The organism is Pseudomonas sp. 9AZ (genome assembly GCF_902506525.1).
Classification (GTDB): domain Bacteria; phylum Pseudomonadota; class Gammaproteobacteria; order Pseudomonadales; family Pseudomonadaceae; genus Aquipseudomonas; species Aquipseudomonas peli.
The window spans coordinates 2,884,256-2,902,576 of sequence record NZ_LR733840.1 but is presented as its reverse complement, the minus strand read 5'-3'; the positions used below and the strand labels follow the sequence as shown (position 1 = coordinate 2,902,576).

At 57.6% G+C, this 18,321-nt stretch carries 14 protein-coding genes; 13 read left to right on the top strand and 1 reads right to left on the bottom strand.

The window, feature by feature from the left end; genetic code table 11:
* Positions 1-133: 133 nt before the first annotated feature.
* The 5 genes from ALTER154_RS13545 to ALTER154_RS13525 all read left to right on the top strand — a co-directional run bounded on the left by ALTER154_RS13545 (position 134) and on the right by ALTER154_RS13525 (position 6,398).
* On the top strand, positions 134-2,167 hold the full coding sequence (locus tag ALTER154_RS13545; protein ID WP_160087835.1) for an NADPH-dependent 2,4-dienoyl-CoA reductase: 2,034 nt from the start codon (positions 134-136) through the stop codon (positions 2,165-2,167).
* A gap of 65 nt (positions 2,168-2,232) precedes the next feature.
* Complete coding sequence (locus ALTER154_RS13540; protein WP_160087833.1) at positions 2,233-2,664, top strand: nuclear transport factor 2 family protein; 432 nt, start codon at positions 2,233-2,235, stop codon at positions 2,662-2,664.
* 262 nt (positions 2,665-2,926) lie between these two features.
* Entirely contained in the window at positions 2,927-4,297 is a 1,371-nt protein-coding gene (locus ALTER154_RS13535) for a chromosome partitioning protein ParA (protein ID WP_160087831.1), read from the top strand.
* Positions 4,298-4,299: 2 nt separating this feature from the next.
* A complete protein-coding gene (locus ALTER154_RS13530) occupies positions 4,300-5,235 on the top strand; it encodes a 1-aminocyclopropane-1-carboxylate deaminase/D-cysteine desulfhydrase (protein ID WP_160087829.1) in 936 nt (311 codons plus the stop codon).
* 53 nt (positions 5,236-5,288) lie between these two features.
* On the top strand, positions 5,289-6,398 hold the full coding sequence (locus ALTER154_RS13525; protein ID WP_160087827.1) for a cyclic nucleotide-binding domain-containing protein: 1,110 nt from the start codon (positions 5,289-5,291) through the stop codon (positions 6,396-6,398).
* Between the two features lies 1 nt (position 6,399).
* On the opposite strand, the gene ALTER154_RS13520 is transcribed toward ALTER154_RS13525, so the two are convergent.
* Positions 6,400-7,347 (bottom strand): DUF1853 family protein, encoded by a 948-nt coding sequence (locus ALTER154_RS13520; protein WP_160087825.1) that lies wholly within the window; start codon positions 7,345-7,347, stop codon positions 6,400-6,402.
* A gap of 183 nt (positions 7,348-7,530) precedes the next feature.
* Here ALTER154_RS13520 and ALTER154_RS13515 point away from each other — a divergent pair, with 183 nt between their 5' ends.
* The 8 genes from ALTER154_RS13515 (at position 7,531) to ALTER154_RS13480 (ending at position 18,223) form a co-directional block, all read left to right on the top strand.
* Entirely contained in the window at positions 7,531-8,418 is an 888-nt protein-coding gene (locus tag ALTER154_RS13515) for an NAD(+) kinase (protein WP_090252309.1), read from the top strand.
* Entirely contained in the window at positions 8,418-9,392 is a 975-nt protein-coding gene (locus ALTER154_RS13510; protein WP_160087823.1) for a metallophosphoesterase, read from the top strand. Before ALTER154_RS13515 ends, ALTER154_RS13510 begins: the two co-directional genes overlap by 1 nt.
* Positions 9,389-10,258 carry a rhomboid family intramembrane serine protease gene (locus tag ALTER154_RS13505; RefSeq protein WP_160087821.1) on the top strand — a complete coding sequence of 290 codons (870 nt, stop codon included), beginning with the start codon at positions 9,389-9,391 and terminating at the stop codon, positions 10,256-10,258. Before ALTER154_RS13510 ends, ALTER154_RS13505 begins: the two co-directional genes overlap by 4 nt.
* Positions 10,259-10,304: 46 nt before the next feature.
* A complete protein-coding gene (locus ALTER154_RS13500; protein WP_090252318.1) occupies positions 10,305-10,568 on the top strand; it encodes a YeaC family protein in 264 nt (87 codons plus the stop codon).
* Positions 10,568-11,404, top strand: coding sequence for a DUF2797 domain-containing protein (locus ALTER154_RS13495; protein ID WP_090252321.1), 837 nt, complete (start codon positions 10,568-10,570; stop codon positions 11,402-11,404). Before ALTER154_RS13500 ends, ALTER154_RS13495 begins: the two co-directional genes overlap by 1 nt.
* A gap of 54 nt (positions 11,405-11,458) precedes the next feature.
* Entirely contained in the window at positions 11,459-14,119 is a 2,661-nt protein-coding gene (gene pepN, locus ALTER154_RS13490) for an aminopeptidase N (RefSeq protein WP_160087819.1), read from the top strand.
* Between the two features lie 636 nt (positions 14,120-14,755).
* Entirely contained in the window at positions 14,756-16,786 is a 2,031-nt protein-coding gene (locus ALTER154_RS13485) for a DUF1302 domain-containing protein (RefSeq protein WP_160087817.1), read from the top strand.
* Positions 16,787-16,852: 66 nt separating this feature from the next.
* Positions 16,853-18,223, top strand: coding sequence for a DUF1329 domain-containing protein (locus ALTER154_RS13480; protein WP_160087815.1), 1,371 nt, complete (start codon positions 16,853-16,855; stop codon positions 18,221-18,223).
* Positions 18,224-18,321: the final 98 nt, after the last annotated feature.

Genomic DNA, 18,321 nt, shown 5'->3' with positions numbered 1-18,321 from the left:
TTTGGCCATTAGGTTGTTACTTTTAGTCATTGAGCTGTTCGGCGCGGCTGATTATCGTCTAGACCATATTCGACCGCGACCCGCTAAGAGGTTTCGGCATCCGTGAAAGCCAACACCCGATGTGGAGATATCCATGACTGCTCTGTACCCCAATCTGCTGGCCCCGCTTGATCTGGGCTTCACCACGCTGAAGAACCGCACCCTGATGGGCTCGATGCACACCGGGTTGGAAGAAAAGCCTAATGGTTTTGAGCGCATGGCGGCGTATTTCGCCGAGCGTGCCCGTGGTGGCGTTGGCTTAATGGTCACCGGTGGTATCGGCCCGAACGATGAGGGCGGTGTGTATTCCGGCGCAGCCAAGCTGACCACCCCGGAAGAAGCCGAAAAGCACAAGATCGTGACCCGCGCCGTGCACGCTGCGGACGGCAAGATCTGCATGCAGATTCTCCACGCTGGTCGCTACGCCTACAGCCCTAAATCGGTAGCGCCGAGCGCCATTCAGGCGCCGATCAACCCGTTCAAGCCGAAAGAGCTGGACGAGGAAGGCATCGAGAAGCAGATCCAGGATTTCATCACCTGCTCCGTGCTGGCCCAGCAGGCCGAGTACGACGGTGTGGAGATCATGGGGTCGGAAGGTTATTTCATTAACCAGTTCCTCGCCGCGCACACCAACCACCGTACCGACCGTTGGGGCGGTAGCTACGAGAACCGCATGCGTTTGCCGGTGGAGATCGTCCGTCGCGTGCGCGAGGCCGTCGGCCCGAACTTCATCATCATCTATCGCCTGTCGATGCTGGATCTGGTTGAAGGCGGCAGCACCTGGGACGAGATCGTCCTGCTGGCCAAAGCCATCGAAAAAGCCGGCGCGACCCTGATCAATACCGGCATCGGCTGGCACGAAGCACGTATTCCGACCATCGCCACCAAGGTGCCGCGCGCCGCGTTCACCAAGGTCACCGCCAAGCTGCGCGGCGAGGTCAGTATTCCGCTGATCACCACCAACCGTATCAACACCCCGGAAGTGGCCGAACAGGTCCTGGCTGAAGGTGACGCTGACATGGTCTCCATGGCGCGTCCATTTCTCGCCGACCCAGACTTCGTCAACAAAGCGGCCGAGGGCCGAAGCGATGAGATCAACACCTGCATCGGTTGTAACCAGGCCTGCCTGGACCACACCTTTGGTGGCAAGCTGACCAGCTGCCTGGTCAACCCGCGTGCTTGCCACGAAACCGAGCTGAACTACATTCCGACCACCACGGTGAAGAAGGTTGCCGTGGTCGGTGCTGGTCCTGCTGGCCTGTCAGCGGCCACTGTGGCCGCTGAGCGTGGCCACAGCGTGACCCTGTTCGATTCGGCCAGCGAAATCGGCGGCCAATTCAACGTGGCCAAGCGTGTACCGGGCAAGGAAGAGTTCTTTGAAACCCTGCGCTACTTCAAGCGCAAGCTGGAAACCACCGGCGTTGATCTGCGCTTGAACACCCGCGTATCGGCTGATGACCTGGCTAAGGGTGGCTACGACGAGATCATCCTGGCCACCGGTATTGCGCCACGCACCCCGGCTATTCCAGGTATCGAACACGCCAAAGTAATCAGCTACCTGGACGCCATTCTGCAGCGCAAGCCGGTCGGCCAGAAGGTTGCGGTGATTGGCGCGGGTGGCATCGGCTTCGACGTGTCCGAGTTCATTACCCATCAGGGCGAGGCCACCAGCCTCAACCGCGATGAGTTCTGGAAGGAGTGGGGCATCGACACCGCGCTGGAAGCTCGCGGCGGCGTGGCGGGCGTGCAGGCCCATCCTCACCCGGCGGCGCGTGAAGTGTTCCTGCTGCAGCGCAAAAAATCTAAGGTTGGCGACGGCTTGGGTAAGACCACGGGTTGGATCCACCGCACCGGTCTGAAGAACAAGAACGTGCAGATGCTTAACTCGGTCGAGTACCTCAAGGTCGACGACGCCGGCCTGCATATCAGCATCGCCGGTGGTGAGCCGCAGGTGTTGCCGGTGGATACGGTGATTGTTTGCGCTGGCCAGGACCCGTTGCGTGAACTGCAGGAAGGCCTGGAAAACGCCGGGCAGAGCGTGCACCTGATCGGTGGTGCCGATGTCGCCAGTGAACTGGACGCCAAGCGTGCAATCAACCAGGGCTCGCGCCTCGCCGCCGAACTCTAATGCAGCCGACGCCCCGCCTAGTGCGGGGCGTTTTGCATACGGCTTACAACAATAAGGAGAAGCCTATGTCCGAAAATTCTCAACTACAAGCGGCCGCCGCCGCTACGCTCGCGCAATGGCACGCATTGATGCAGAACAACGACCTGCGCAGCCTGCCGGAATTGCTGCATCCGCAGGCGGTGTTCCGATCGCCCATGGCCTACAAACCCTATGCCGGTGCGCCCATGGTGTCCCTCATCCTCAATACGGTGAGCAAGGTGTTTGTCGACTTTGCCTACCACCGCGAACTGGCCAGCGCTGATGGTCTCAATGTGGTGCTGGAATTCAGTGCCAAAGTGGGTGAGCGTGAGCTGAAGGGTATCGACATGATTCGCTTCGATGAGGCCGGCAAAATTGTCGAATTTGAAGTGATGGTGCGCCCTATGAGCGGTCTGCAGGCCCTGGGTGAAGAAATGGGCCGGCGGCTGGCCCCTTTTTTGGCCATGGCAAAAGCATGAGACGTTGCACCAAACCCATCACAGTTTCGCCCTGTCGGCCTGTTTTTAGCGGTCTGCTGGCAGGGTGACTGCCAACCCAGTCACATTGCTGGGCTTGGTTTTTCCCCTAGACTTGCTTGAACAAGGGTATAGCGCCTGCAACATAGGTATTGCTTAGCCCGTCAGATTGTTGGCAGTCTTGTCATGTGCGCCATTTTTTGCGCAGCGTGATCAAGATGAGTCACCGCTGAGCGGAGCCCCGTTTCGGCCTAGAGGAAAAGCGATGAGCATGCAGAACAAGCCACAGATGGTTGAGGCCGTACTGTTCTTCAGTGAGCGCGGTGGCATCTGCAAGCAAATGTTTTTCCCCGAATTCGAAGCGTTGCTCGATGGCGTAGTGAATATGCCGGAGTTCGCCGACGAGCAGATGCGGGTGGCCTATGTGCTGATCAACCCGCGCTTGCTGATCAAGGCGCTGGTGTTTTTCTACCTCGATTTCGACGAAAAGGGTGCGCCGGATTCCGGTTGGAATATCCCCTTGCAGGCTTTGGCCGAGCGGGCAGGGCGCGGCCCTGATCTGGGCGCGGGACCGATTCGCCTGGCGTGCCGCAGCCAGTGTCCTGTGTCCTGGCACCAGATGCACCTGTGGGACCCCAGCCTGACCCCAGGCAATAACGACCTGGCACTGCTGCGCGATGTGGTCAAACGCAACAGCTTGGGGCTTCTCGCCGAAGATGAAAGCACTCAGGCGGTGGCTCCTGAGCGCTTGCAAATGGCTTCGGAGGATAAGTGGTACGCACCTGATCCCGTTCAGGAAGAAGCTGCCAAGGCCACCGAGAAGCTTGATCAGGAACAACGTCTGAAAGCTGCACAACTGATCAAGCAGCAACGTCTGCGTATCAGCAGCCTGACCCAGCAGCATGAGGAAGAGCTGGCCAAGTTCAAGTTGGCCAGCGACGAGCAGAGCAAGAACTTGCAGGCGCAAATCCACGGTCTGCACCAGGCCTTGCGTCAGCAAGAAGAGCACAATGCTGCGTTGAAGGCGCAGCTGGCTGCCCAGGCGGCCAGTTTCCAGACCTCACGTGAGGAGATGACCGAGCAACTGCGGGCGCTGGAGCGTGATGGTCGCAGTGAGAGCGACAGCTTGCGCGCGCAGTTCGAAGGCGAGATGCAGGCCAAGATTGCTTCTGCAGTGGCTGAATACAAAGAGCAGATTGCCATTCGCGATGTTGAGCTGGCTTATCGCGGCGAGCAGGACACGCAAGCGTTGCAGGAGATCAATCGCCTCAAACGCGCATACGCCGATCTGGCCAGTCAGGGCGGTGATCAGATTCTCGAGCGCCTGGCCAAGCTCGGTGTGGTCTTTGTGGTCTATCACCCAGGCGCGGGTCACCTGACCATCCCGCTGCAGGACATCGCTGCCTACCAGGACAACCCGCTGGCTTATGCCGCTGCCAAGTGTTTTGTCAGCGAAGAGCAATACCGTCACTGGTTGGCGCATTATCAGAAACCGAGTTGTGAGGCTTCTTTGCCCAGTGGCGAGCGTTGCGCCATCCCCATCGACCGTATCGATACGCCGAGCCGTTTTGTTTTGGGTGAATCCAATTGCTGTGCGCGGCACAAAGCCAGTAGCCGTTTGCGCACTGTCAGTTAACCTTGTCTGTTGTCCTGCCTGAGTGGGCGCCCCATGCCCCGTTGCGGCACTTTCCGTTGGATTGGTCGGTGGCTGCTGGAGTTGAGCTGGCGGTGCTGCGCCTTGACCTGCTCGACCCACTGATCAGCGGTAATAAATGGTTCAAGCTCACCCATCATCTGCGCGCTGCAGAGGTCGCTGGCGCCTCGGGCGTGATCAGCCTGGGCGGCGCGCACTCCAATCATCTGCATGCACTTGCTGCCGCCGGTCAGCGTTTCAACTTTCAAACGGTCGGGCTTTTACGCGGCCACCCGCAGCAAACGCCAACAGTGAACGATCTGCAGGCCTTTGGCATGCAGCTGCATTGGCTGGGCTATGCGGGTTATCGCGCTCGGCATGCGGCTGATTTCTGGTTGCCATGGCAAGCGCTTTATCCGGGCTTCTATCCAGTGCCAGAGGGCGGTGGTGGTCTGCCGGGTGCGCTGGGGTGTATGGGCTTGGTGCAGCACGTTCGCCAGCAGCTTCCAGCTCTGGGGTGGGCTGATTACGATGCCTGGTGGTTGGCAGCAGGGACGGGCACCACGCTGGCCGGTTTGCTGCTCGGTGAAGCGGCTGCGCATCAGGTGCATGCGGCGCTCGCTGTACCGGCGGATCATGGCGTCGAGCAGCAGGTGCAAACGATTATTCAGGCGGCCGGTATGCCGGTGGGGTCTTATCAGCTGCATGAGGCCAGCCGTGGTGGATTTGCCAAGGTGGATGCTGAATTGCTCCATTTTATGCAGGCGGCAGAAACGCAAAGTGGTGTACCGCTGGAGCCGCTGTATACCGCCAAGGCATTAATGGCGTTGCGCCAGCAGGTCGAGGCCGGTTACTTTGCTCGTGGCAGTCGTTTGGTGTTTGTTCACACGGGCGGCTTGCAGGGCCGTGCCGCGGCCTTGCAGCAGACGGCGAAAGCATGATCGGCCGATTAACCCGGCTACACTGAATTTCACCAGCGGAGCCTGGATACTCCATGAGCGAACCTCTTAACCCCGAACAGCTGCGCAGCCTGACGCCACTCAATGTGCTGTCTGAACAGCAATGGCGCGAATTGCGTGCGCAGTTGGTGCCGCAACCGTTGTTGGCGGGTCAGTTGTTGTTTCGCCCGGGGGATCAGGCGCGCCTGACCTATTACCTGTTGGCGGGTGAGCTATTGCTGCAATCGGTCGATGGCCAGGAACAGCGCTTGCAGGCTGGCAGTGAGGCCAGTTGTCACCCGTTGTCGCCGAGCCTGCCGCGCTTGCACGAAGCGCGGGCACTGACTGATGCCAGTGTGCTGGCGTTGGACACCGCGACCCTCAATCGGCTGCTGACCTGGCGCCTGGCTTATCAGGACTTGCTACTCGAACTGGGGCAGGATCATGCCGAAGTCGAATGGTTGGAACGCCTGCTGGAGAACCCACTGTTTGCCAAGGTGCCGCCGTCTAACGTGCGCGCTATGTTGGCACGCCTGCAGCGTGTCGAGCTGGCCGCGGGCAGTACCGTACTGCAGGAGGGTGATGTCGGTGACAGCTGCTATTTCCTGAAAAATGGTCGGGCTGAGGTGATCCGCGGTGCGGGCAGCGCTCAGCAGGTGTTGGCCGAGCTGGAGATCGGCGCCTGCTTTGGTGAGGAGGCCTTGCTGGCCGACAGCCCGCGCAATGCCACGGTAACCATGCTGGAAGATGGTGTGGTACTGCGTCTGGATCGTCAGGATTTCTTTGCGTTGCTGAAGGCTCCGGTGGTCGATGAGGTGTCGCTCGGCGAAGCATCACGTTTGCTGGCGGCGGGTGCGCAGTGGTTGGATGTGCGTCTGCAGGAAGAATACGAGCGTGCCCATGCGCTGCAGTCGCTGAATATGCCGTTGCAATTGCTGCGTCTGAAAGCGCGCTTACTGGATAAGACGCGTACTTATCTGTGTTACTGCGACAGCGGCAAGCGCAGCAGCAGTGCAGTATTTCTACTTTCGCAGCTTGGCTATCGCGCCTATGCACTGCGTGATGGGGTGGATGCCTTGCCGGCGGTCCAGCGTGATGCGCTGCTCTGTGAGAGTGGTTCGGGCTATCTCGCGCGCTCGGGCGGTCGAACCGAGCGCAGCCTCTGAGCTAGTCGCCCGGTTGCGCGGGCCAGTGGTCATTGACCAAAAATACTCGCTCGGCTTCCAGCCAATCATTCTGTGGGCCTTCAATCAGGCGTACGAGCAGCTGTGCGTTAGCATCGCTCGGTAGTGCCGCAAGCCATTGATTGAAATGCTCCCGCGACCATAAATACGCTTCTTCAATACACGCAGGTGCTAGCCAGGCGTGACGGTCCAATGGCTGCCATTGACCGGGGGTGTGCATGGCAAAATCGCTCCAGTCAGCACGATGCAGCCAACGCCCACGCAGGTGTTCAGGGTTGCCCTCTGCTGGCGCGGCATAGGAAAGCTGCTGCCAGGGATAAAACAGATAACCGCCCAGCCACAGCGCCGCCTGTGGCCGATGAATATCCAGCTCGGTTAAGCGCTGTTGGGCTTCGGCGCGGGTCGACAACGGCAACTGGTGCTGGCCTAGATGCGTCAGCTTGAGATCCAGGCGGTCGTGGCTGCCGGGGCCCAGCCAGTGCGCCAGATCCGTGCCATTGCACGACGGCTGACCCAGATACAGCTTGATGGCCAACTCCAGGTGATGCACGCCTTCCTCGTCGCGCAGCAGTATGTCCAGCTCACCTAGGGTATGACCCTGTTGGCGGATTGGCAGGTTGGCGGCCAGTACCACGACACCCGGCGCGGCATGCAGGGCAAACTGCCAGAGCCGTTCGTAATACAGCCCCAGGCGGCGTATTGATCGTTGGCTTAGCCACTGCTGCAAATCATGGCTGTCGGCATCCAGGCTCAGCAGCCAGTCCGCCAAAGCGTCGGGTTGCTGGCTCCAGCGGCTGGCCTTGAGCGGGTGACGCTGTGGCCAGGGTGTTTGCGCCAGCAGCGGTGGTGAAAGCAGCGCCCAGGCCAGGTCGCGTACAGCAGGCTGGCGCAGCTGCGAAGGCAGGTCGGTGAGCAGAGGAAAGGGCGTCATGTTGCGAGCATAGCGCTTCAAGGCTAAGTGGCGTCGACTGCGCATCGGTGCGGCGGGTTTAAAAACCATTCACGCGTTCTCAACGGGTTGTTAATCGATGCCATAGACAGTCAGCGGTTTGCCGCTGCCATGGGCTTTCGCCCATAATCCGACCCATTAGATCCAGAGCCTGGCGGGAGCACCATGGAGCAGTTTCGTAATATCGGCATCATCGGTCGGCTGGGCAGCACCCAGGTTCTCGACACCATTCGCCGGCTGAAGAAATTTCTGCTCGCCCGCCACCTGCATGTGATCCTCGAAGACACCATCGCCGAAGTACTGCCGGGCCATGGCTTGCAGACCTCGTCACGCAAGATTCTCGGCGAGGTATGTGATCTGGTGATCGTGGTCGGCGGCGATGGCAGCATGCTCGGCGCCGCCCGCGCTCTGGCGCGGCACAAGGTGCCGGTGCTGGGCGTCAACCGTGGCAGCCTGGGCTTTCTCACCGATATTCGCCCCGATGAACTGGAAGTCAAAGTGGCCCAGGTGCTTGAAGGGCATTACCTGACTGAAAACCGCTTTCTGCTAGAGGCCGAGGTGCGCCGTAATGGCGAGGCCATCGGCCAGGGCGATGCACTCAACGATGTGGTGCTGCACCCGGGTAAGTCCACGCGAATGATCGAGTTCGAGCTGTTTATCGACGGCCAGTTTGTTTGCAGTCAGAAGGCCGACGGTTTAATTGTCGCCACACCGACCGGCTCCACGGCCTATGCGCTGTCCGCCGGCGGACCGATCATGCACCCCAAGCTGGATGCCATCGTGATCGTGCCGATGTACCCGCACACGCTGTCCAGTCGACCGATTGTGGTGGATGGCAACAGCGAGCTGAAAATCGTCGTGTCCAAGGATCTGCAGCTGTATCCGCAGGTCTCCTGTGATGGACAGAATCACTTCACCTGCGCCCCCGGTGACACGGTCACCGTGGCCAAACGGCCGCAGAAGCTGCGCCTGATTCATCCGCTGGATCACAACTATTACGAAGTCTGTCGGAACAAGTTGGGCTGGGGTAGCCGGCTTGGCGGGGGGGCTTGATGCACCTCGATCCCGCTCGCAGTTACGACCTGATCGGCGATATCCATGGCTGCGCAAAAACCTTGGAACGCCTGCTCAGCACCCTGGGCTACCGCCAGCAGGCGGGGGTGTGGCAGCACCCTAAGCGTATGGCGATCTTTCTGGGTGATCTGGTCGACCGCGGCCCGCGCATCCGTGAAGCGTTGCATCTGGTGCGCGATATGGTCACGGCCGGACAGGCGCTGTGCATCATGGGTAACCATGAGTTCAATGCCTTGGCCTGGAGTACGCCGGCCGCGCCTGGCAGCGGTCGGCAGTTTGTCCGAGAGCACACGCCACGGCATGCGCGGCTGATCAAGGAAACCCTGGAGCAGTTCGACGCTTACCCGGCGGAGTGGCAGGGTTTTCTCGACTGGTTCTACGAGTTACCGCTGTTTATCGATGCCGGGCATTTCCGTGTGGTCCACGCCTGTTGGGATGACAGCCTGATTGAGCCGCTGCGTGCGCAGTTTGCCGATGGCTGCATCGATGAGCATTTTCTCCAAGCCGCTGCCGTGCATGGCAGTTTTGCCAATACCGCGCTGGATCGACTGCTGCGCGGCACTGATATGCGTTTGCCGCACGGCATGACCCTGACCAGCGATGACGGCTTTACCCGCGCGCACTTTCGCACCAAATTCTGGGAAGAAGACCCACAAACCTACGGCGATATCGTCTTCCAGCCTGATGCTCTGCCGGAACTGGCAGCGCAGATGCCGCTCAGCGAGATGCAGAAAACCGAACTGCTTAAATACGGTGCTGATCAGCCGCTGCTATTTGTTGGCCACTACTGGCGCAGCGGCAAACCAGCGCCAATTCGCAGCAACCTGGCCTGTCTGGATTACAGCGCCGTTTTGAACGGCAAACTGGTGGCCTATCGGTTGGATCAAGAGACGCGTCTGGAGGCCAGTAAGTTTGTGTGGGTCGATGTCGACAGTCCGGAGGCGCGGCCATGAGCGCAGTCGCGGCAATGCGTTTGCCTGAGCATGTCGATCTGAGTGGTTTTATTACCTTGCTGCAGCGCTTGCAGGTGCCGCATAGGGTCGCGGAAGAGGCGGGCGAGCAGGTGCTCTGGGTGTCCGGTGAGGCGTTGGCCGAGCAGGTGCGCGAGCTTTATGGGCGCTATCCGCAGGGTGATACTGAGGTGCTGCTTGAACCGTCGCAGGGCTCTGCGGATGCTGCTCCGAGTTTTGCTCAACAGCTGAAAGCCAGTCGCATGACAGCTGTTGTTCTGTTGGTGACCTTTATCGCAGCTGCTATCACCTTGCTCGGCGATAACCTAGAGACGGTCAGTTGGCTGAGCTTTGTCGACTATCGGGTGCAAGGCGATTACATCTACTTCACCTACCTCAACGACACGCTGGCCAATGGTCAGTGGTGGCGGCTGCTGACGCCGATGCTGATCCACTTTGGCATCCTCCATCTGGCGATGAACAGCCTCTGGTACTGGGAGCTGGGTCGGCGGATCGAGGCGCGTCAGGGTGCCGTGATGCTCTTGGGGCTGTCCCTGCTGTTTAGCCTCGCAGCCAATTTCGCCCAGTACCTGCATGCTGGCCCCTCGCTGTTTGGTGGCCTGTCCGGTGTGCTGTACGGCTTGCTCGGGCATTGCTGGATCTTCCAGCGGCTGGCGCCGACCCCCGCCTATCGCCTGCCGTCAGGGGTCTTGGTGATGATGCTGGCCTGGCTGCTGATTTGTATGACCGGCATTTTCGAGCTGCTGCAATTCGGCGCTATCGCCAACGCGGCGCATGTCGGCGGCCTGCTCGCCGGTTGTTTGACCGGGCTGGTCGGTGGCGCGCTGGCGCGTCGGCGACACAGTTAGTTCTTCTACAGGCTGGTAAACTGCCACTTTGCATTTGGAGGCGCGTATGTCGTCCTTTCTTGAAGCGATTGAAAACATCACCCCTGAGATCTACCAGAGCCTGAAATTGGCTGTGGAAATTGGCAAATGGCCGGATGGCCGCAAGCTGACTCAGGAGCAGAAAGAGCTGACCCTGCAGGCGCTGATCGCCTGGGAAACGCACAACCTGCCGGAAGAAGAGCGCATCGGTTATATGGGCCCGCAGGAATGCAGCAGCAAATCCGCGCCTATCCCCAATCTGTTGTTCAAGTCCTCGGATACTCTGCACTGATGAGTGAGTTGGCCCGTGGTGCCCTGAGCAAAATGGCGGCGCAGCTGGATGCGCCGGTGCAATACAGCTTTCGCTTAGGCGATGAGCTGCTGCCGGTTAATCCGTTGATCGGTAAGACCCTGCGTCTGGAGTTTTTAGGCGCGATCCACTGCACCCACTGTGGGCGTAAAACCAAGAGCAGCTACAGCCAGGGTTATTGCTACCCCTGCATGCAGAAGCTGGCGCAGTGCGATATCTGCATCATGAGCCCGGAGCGCTGCCACTATGACGCAGGCACCTGCCGCGAGCCGAGCTGGGGCGAGCAGTTCTGCATGACTGATCATGTGGTCTATCTGGCTAACTCCAGCGGCATTAAAGTCGGCATTACCCGGGCCACGCAGATCCCTACGCGTTGGATCGACCAGGGCGCGACGCAAGCGCTGCCGATTCTGCGGGTCGCCACCCGTCAGCAGTCCGGCTTTGTCGAAGACCTATTGCGTAGCCAGGTGGCGGATAAAACCAATTGGCGCGCTTTGCTCAAGGGCGATGCCGCGCCGGTGGATCTGCTTGCGGTGCGCGAGCAGCTGTTTGCCACGTGCAGCAGTGGGCTGACCGAGTTGCAGCAGCGCTTTGGCATCCAGGCCATTCAGCCGCTCAGTGATCAGCCGGTGGTGCAGATCAGCTATCCGATTGACGCCTATCCAGCCAAGATCACCAGCTTCAATCTGGACAAGAATCCGCTGGCCGAAGGCACCTTGCTGGGCATCAAGGGCCAGTACCTGATGTTCGATACCGGCGTGATCAACATCCGCAAATACACCGCTTACCAGCTGGCCGTCCACGAACTGGCCGCCTGAGTTACTTATTCGCGAACCCGGCGCCCGCGCGCCGCAGACAAAGGGCCACAAGCCATGCGCACCGAACAGCCGAAGATGATCTACCTCAAGGACTACCAGGCCCCGGATTATTTGATTGATGAAACGCACCTGACCTTCGAGTTGTTCGAGGACCATACCCTGGTGCATGCGCAACTGGTCATGCGCCGTAACCCGGCGGCGGGCACTGGTTTGCCGCCCCTGGTGCTGGACGGTCAGCAGCTTGAGCTGCTCAGTGTGGCGCTCGACGACCGCGAGCTGAGTGCCGGCGATTACCAGTTGAGCGACAGTCATCTGACCTTGCAGCCCACTAACGCCAGCTTCGTGATCGACAGCAGCGTGCGCATCCATCCGGAGAGCAACACCGCGCTGGAAGGGCTATACAAGTCCAGCGGCATGTTTTGCACCCAGTGCGAGGCCGAGGGTTTCCGCAAGATCACCTACTACCTCGACCGCCCGGACGTGATGAGCAAGTTCACCACTACCCTGAGCGCTGCGCAGCATGACTACCCGGTGCTGCTGTCCAATGGCAATCCAATTGCCAGCGGCAATGAAGAGGGCGGCCGGCACTGGGCGACTTGGGAAGATCCGTTCATGAAGCCGGCTTACCTGTTCGCCCTGGTCGCCGGTGATCTCTGGTGTGTGGAAGACAGCTTTACCACCATGAGCAACCGTGACGTGGCGCTGCGCATTTATGTCGAGCCGGAAAACATCGACAAGTGCCAGCACGCCATGGACAGTCTGAAAAAGTCGATGAAGTGGGATGAAGAGGTCTACGGCCGTGAATACGACCTCGACATCTTTATGATTGTCGCGGTCAACGACTTCAACATGGGCGCCATGGAAAACAAGGGCCTGAATATCTTCAACTCCAGCTGTGTGCTGGCCAAGGCTGAAACCGCCACTGATGCCGCGCACCAGCGCGTTGAAGCGGTGGTGGCTCACGAGTATTTCCACAACTGGTCGGGCAATCGCGTGACCTGTCGCGACTGGTTCCAGTTGTCGCTCAAAGAAGGCTTTACCGTATTCCGCGATGCTGAGTTCAGTGCTGACATGCACTCGCGTACGGTTAAACGCATTGAAGACGTGGCTTATCTGCGTACTCACCAGTTTGCTGAAGACGCCGGCCCCATGGCCCATCCGGTGCGCCCCGATGCCTTTATGGAGATTTCCAACTTTTACACCCTGACGGTGTACGAGAAAGGTTCGGAAGTGGTGCGCATGATCCGCACCCTGGTTGGTGCTGAGGGCTTCCGCAAAGGCAGCGATTTGTACTTCGCGCGCCACGACGGTCAGGCTGTGACATGCGACGATTTTATCCGCGCGATGGAAGAGGCCAATGGCATCGACCTGACCCAGTTCAAGCGCTGGTACAGCCAGGCCGGCACGCCGCGCCTGGAAGTCAGCGAAAGCTACGATGCTGCCGCTAACAGCTATCGCCTGCAATTCCGTCAGAGCTGCCCTGCCACGCCAGGGCAGGCCGAGAAGCAACCCTTTGTCATCCCTGTGGAGCTAGCTCTGCTGGATGTCCAAGGGCGTGAGCTGCCGCTGCAACTGGTCAGTGAAAGCGTCGCCTTGGGCACTTCCCGCGTGCTGCAAATAACTGAAGCCGAACAGGCGTTCACCTTTGTCAATTTGGCGGAAAAACCGCTGCCGTCCTTACTGCGCAGTTTCTCGGCACCGATCAAGCTGAGCTTCCCTTACAGTCGTGATCAACTGATGTTCTTGATGCAGCACGACAGTGACGGCTTCAACCGCTGGGAAGCGGGGCAGCAACTGTCCGTGCAAGTGCTGCAGGAGCTGATTGGTCAGCATCAACGTGGTGAGCCGCTGGTGCTTGATCAGCGCCTGGTCGAGGCGTGCCGCACGCTGCTGTCTGATGAGTCGCTGGATCAAGCGATGGTCGCCGAAATGCTCTCGCTGCCAGGTGAAGCCTACCTGACAGAAATCAGCGCGGTGGCCGATGTCGAAGCCATCCATACCGCCCGTGAATTTGCTCGCAAGCAACTGTCGGATGCGTTGTTCGAGCTGCTGTGGGCGCGCTACCAGCGTAACCGCGAGGTGTCCCGTACCAGCACTTATGTGGCAGAGGCCGAGCACTTCGCCCGGCGCAGCCTGCAGAACATCGCGTTGTCTTACCTGATGCTCAGTTGCAAGGCTGAGGTGTTGGCAGCGTGTTTGGAGCAGTTCGAGAACGCTGACAATATGACCGAGCGTTTGACTGCGTTGGCGGTGCTGGTCAATTCGCCGTTCGAAGCCGAAAAGGCAACTGCCCTGGCCAGCTTCGCCGATTTCTTCAAGGATAACCCGCTGGTTATGGATCAGTGGTTCAGCGTGCAGGCAGCTTGCGCCTTGCCGGGTGCGCTACAGCGTGTTGAGCAACTGATGCAGCATCCGGTGTTTACCCTGAAGAACCCGAATAAGGTTCGTTCCGTGATCGGTGCTTTTGCTGGGCAGAACCTGCTGGGTTTCCATCAAGCTGATGGCAGCGGCTACCGTTTCCTGGCCGACCAGGTTATTACTCTGAATGCCCTTAACCCGCAGATCGCCTCGCGTTTGCTGGCGCCGCTGACTCGTTGGGCCAAATATGGCAGCGCACGTCAGGCTCAAATGAAGGAGCAGCTGCAACGCATTCTGGCTGCGGGTGAGCTGTCTAGCGACGTGTATGAAGTGGTCAGCAAGAGTCTGGCTGGTTAATTGATCAGCGGTAACAAAGTAGGGGCGGTCATGTTGCCCCTACTCAAATCTGTATGTGTCTGATCGTTTTATGATCAATTCGTTAATACTAAAGACCGATCAAACAGGCCTGTGTGCAATGCATGGGGTTAGATGCTCTTCATGAAGTCCTTCCGAGTCGCATAAAAGTGTTACCCGATTAGATCGGGTAACACTTTTTGTGTTACCCGATTAAATGTAAGCAAAGTTTGCACAATCTGAATTGGCCTGCTTGGCTTGACCTTGGCCGATTTGTTTGAAGCATCTGAATGCTTAATCCCGGGTGGGGTGACTGATCACGCCAGATGGTAGGACAAAATAGGAAAAATCCATCACCGCATACAGTTGATTGGTTGCTGAATGATCAGTCATAAAATGGTTTTATGGTTTGAGTTGTGCGTTGCTGATTTTTTTATACGGTCGTTTGAATTGGCACCATGGTTGCAAGGAACTAAATTGATTTGACCTCGTCATGGTGCACGCCAAACAGTGAGGTGCGTGTAAGCGCGTTGGGGGCTTGCCTTCCAATCAACATTTAAGGCCGTCATCAGTATGGCCATAACGTGCCTCAGCGGTTGGGGTACAAAAAAGATGATCTGTCCACGGAGTAATGTTTCGATGGAAATTAAGTCCCGTAAGCCCGTATTGCGTTTCGCACCTGCTAAAGCAGGTTTTGCTTTTGTCGGCATTCTTCCACTCCTGGTGGCGGCCCATGCCCAAGCTGTGGAATTCAGCTTCGCAGACAATGAAATCAGCGGCTCCATCGATACCACCGTGTCCTACGGTCAGCTCTGGCGCGTACAGGGTCAGGACAAGACCAACAACGATATCAATACCAACGACGGTAACCGTAACTTCGGTACTGGTTTGGTTTCTGAGGTCTTCAAGGTCACTTCCGATATGGAAGTGACCTACCAGAATTACGGTGCCTTTGTGCGCGGCACGGCGTTCTATGACACCCAAATCATGGACAAGCGTAACGACTACTACGACTCCAGTCTGGCGTATCAGCCAAGCCAGAATGTGCCGAAAGACGACAGCTTTACCCGCGGCACCCGTCACTCGGCCGGCCGTAACGCAGAAATTCTCGATGCCTATGTTTACGGCAATTGGGATGTCGCCGACATGCCGGTTGGCGTGCGCTTCGGTAAGCAGGTATTCAACTGGGGTGAAGGTTTGTTCTACCGCGGTGGGGTAAACACCACCAATCCAGTAGATGCCGGCAAGTTCCGTCTGCCAGGTGCTGAAGTGAAAGAAGTGCTGGTTCCAGTTGAAGCGCTCAGCTTTAGCGTTGGCCTGACTGATAATCTGTCCATGGACGCTTTCTACCAGTTCAACTGGAAAGAGTCGGCAATTGATCCGGTTGGCACCTATTTCTCTGAAACGGACTTGTTTGGTGAGGGCGGTAATACAGCCTATAACAACTTTGCTGGTACGGCGCTTGCTGGTGTTATTCCAGTATATAACGGTGTGGCTAATCCGCTTAATCCGGGATTGCCACTACTTCGTGCTACTGGTCTGTTTCAAGATGGCGCTAATACTTCTTTTGGTAATATTCTTAAGGTTGCTGATGTTACCGAAGATATTAATGCGAAGAACGATGGGCAGTATGGTTTGTCGTTTAAGTATATTTTTGAGGAGTTGAATTCAACTGAGTTTGGTGCTTATTTAGTTAACTATCATGCTAAAGAGCCTACTATTTATGCTGATTTGAATGGTTATCAAGGTGTTAATGTCGGTCAACTAGCAACCAGTCCTGCTTTAACTGGCGTCGATCTAGTTCCACAAGTTGGTGGTGTTCAGGGCTGTAACTCAGGTATTCCTGGTGTGCCGTCTTGCGCAACATTGGCTGGCGGTCTTGCTACGGTAGATCTGCTAGGTTCTACTCAAGCTAAGCGCGAGTATGCTGAAGATATTCGTATGTATGGTTTCAGTTTTAATACTACTTTGAATGAAACTTCTGTTTTTGGTGAGTTGGCTTATCGTCCAAATCTCCCAGTAGGCATCGCAGCAACCAATGATCTGTTAGGTGATTTGGTTCTTCAGGGTGCGAAGTTGGCAGATACATCAGGTGCTATTCCTGGGGCAGGTACGGCTCTTATTTCTGGCAAGCAAATCGTTCGTAGTGGTTCAGTAAGTAACTCTCGTCGTGTCGAAGCTTTTAATGCCTCTATTGGAGCTATACATAATTTTGGCAATGCATTGAGCTTTGATTCGTTGTTTGGTGTTGCTGAGCTTGCTTCTGAGCACCTTCGCGGTGATAGCCTGAAATATAATTCTGTTAATGGTGAGCGTTGCATTGCTGGTCGCGCTAATACTTCCTACGCAACAGATGCCGCCATGGCCAAGCAGGATTGTGCTACTAGCGACTCATACGGCTACACCTTGGTGCTCTCTGGTACTTGGAACGACGTTTATGCTGGCGTAAACCTGTCTCCGTTCACTGTATTAAAACATGACTTCCAGGGTAACTCGCACCAAACCGGTAACTTTATTGAAGATCGCAAGGCTTACACCGTGGGTCTGCGTGCCAGTTACCTGAACAGCCTGGAAGCTGAAATTCAATACACTGAGTTTATGGGCGCCGGTCAGAGCAACTCGGGTCGCGACCGCGACAACGTCGGCTTGAACGTCAAGTATTCCTTCTAAACATAACTAGAAAATATCGAGTGCCTGCGGGCACTCGGTTGCTGACTTATTTCACGGAGAATCAAGATGCTGAAAAAGCACACGTTGATGGGGGCCGCGATTGCGCTGGCACTGTCCGCTGGCAGCGCGTTCGCTGCGGTTTCGCCTGCAGAAGCAGCCAAATTGGGCACAAACCTCACCCCGTTCGGTGCCGAGAAAGCCGGCAACGCGGCGGGCACTATTCCTGAGTGGACCGGTGGTATCACCAAGGCTCCGGCGGGTTACACCACGCCAGGCCAGCACCACGTCGATCCGTTTGCTGATGACAAGCCGCTGTTCACCATCACCAAAGCCAACCTGGATCAGTACAAAGACAACCTGACCCCAGGTCAGATTGCGATGTTCAATACCTACCCGAACAGCTACCAGATGCCGGTCTATCAGACCCGTCGCTCCGGTTCTGCGCCGCAGTGGGTGTATGACAACACCATCAAGAACGCTACCACTGCCAAGTTGCTGGATGGCGGCAACGGCTTCTCCGATGCCTACGGCGGCATCCCGTTCCCGATCCCGCAAAATGGCGTAGAAGCGTTGTGGAACCACATCGCACGCTACCGTGGTACCTACATTGTGCGTCGCGCTTCGGAAGTGGCTGTGCAGCGTAACGGCAGCTACTCGCTGGTGACCTCGCAGCAGGAAGCCATGTTCAAGTTCTACAACCCGAAAGGGACTGCAGCCGACCTGAACAACATCATGTTCTACTACCTGTCCTTCACCAAGAGCCCGGCGCGTCTGGCCGGTGGTGCGGTACTGGTGCACGAAACCCTGGATCAGGTAAAAGAGCCGCGTCAGGCTTGGGGCTACAACGCCGGTCAGCGCCGCGTACGTCGCGCGCCGAACCTGGCTTATGACACCCCGATCGCTGCCGCTGACGGCCTGCGCACAGCAGACGACACCGACATGATCAACGGTTCGCCAGATCGCTATGACTGGAAGCTGGTTGGCAAGAAAGAGATCTACATTCCCTACAACAGCTACAAAGTCACCAGCCCGGACGTGAAGTACAAGGACCTGCTGCAAGTTGGTCACTTGAACCCAGCGTTTACACGCAACGAACTGCACCGTGTGTGGGTAGTTGAGGGCACGCTGAAGTCGGGTTCGCGTCACATCTACTCCAAGCGCACCCTGTTCCTCGACGAGGACAGCTGGCAAGCAGCAGTGGTTGATCAGTACGACGGTCGTGGCGAGCTGTGGCGCGTTTCGATTGCCTATCTGAAAAACTACTACGACCTGCCAACCACCTGGTCTGCGCTGGATTCTTTCCACGATCTGCAAGCCCGTCGTTACCACGTGCAGAACCTGGATAACGAAGAGCCAAGCACCATCGACTTCAGCCAGGCTGTGCCGGATGACGGCTACTTTAAGCCTGCTGCACTGCGTCGTCGCGGTACGCGTTAATACGCGTGTCGGTTGAGCAAAAGGCCGCTACTGTTGTAGCGGCCTTTTGCTATTTATCAGTCGAACAGGGCATGGTAGACGGGCGGGTTTAACAAAAC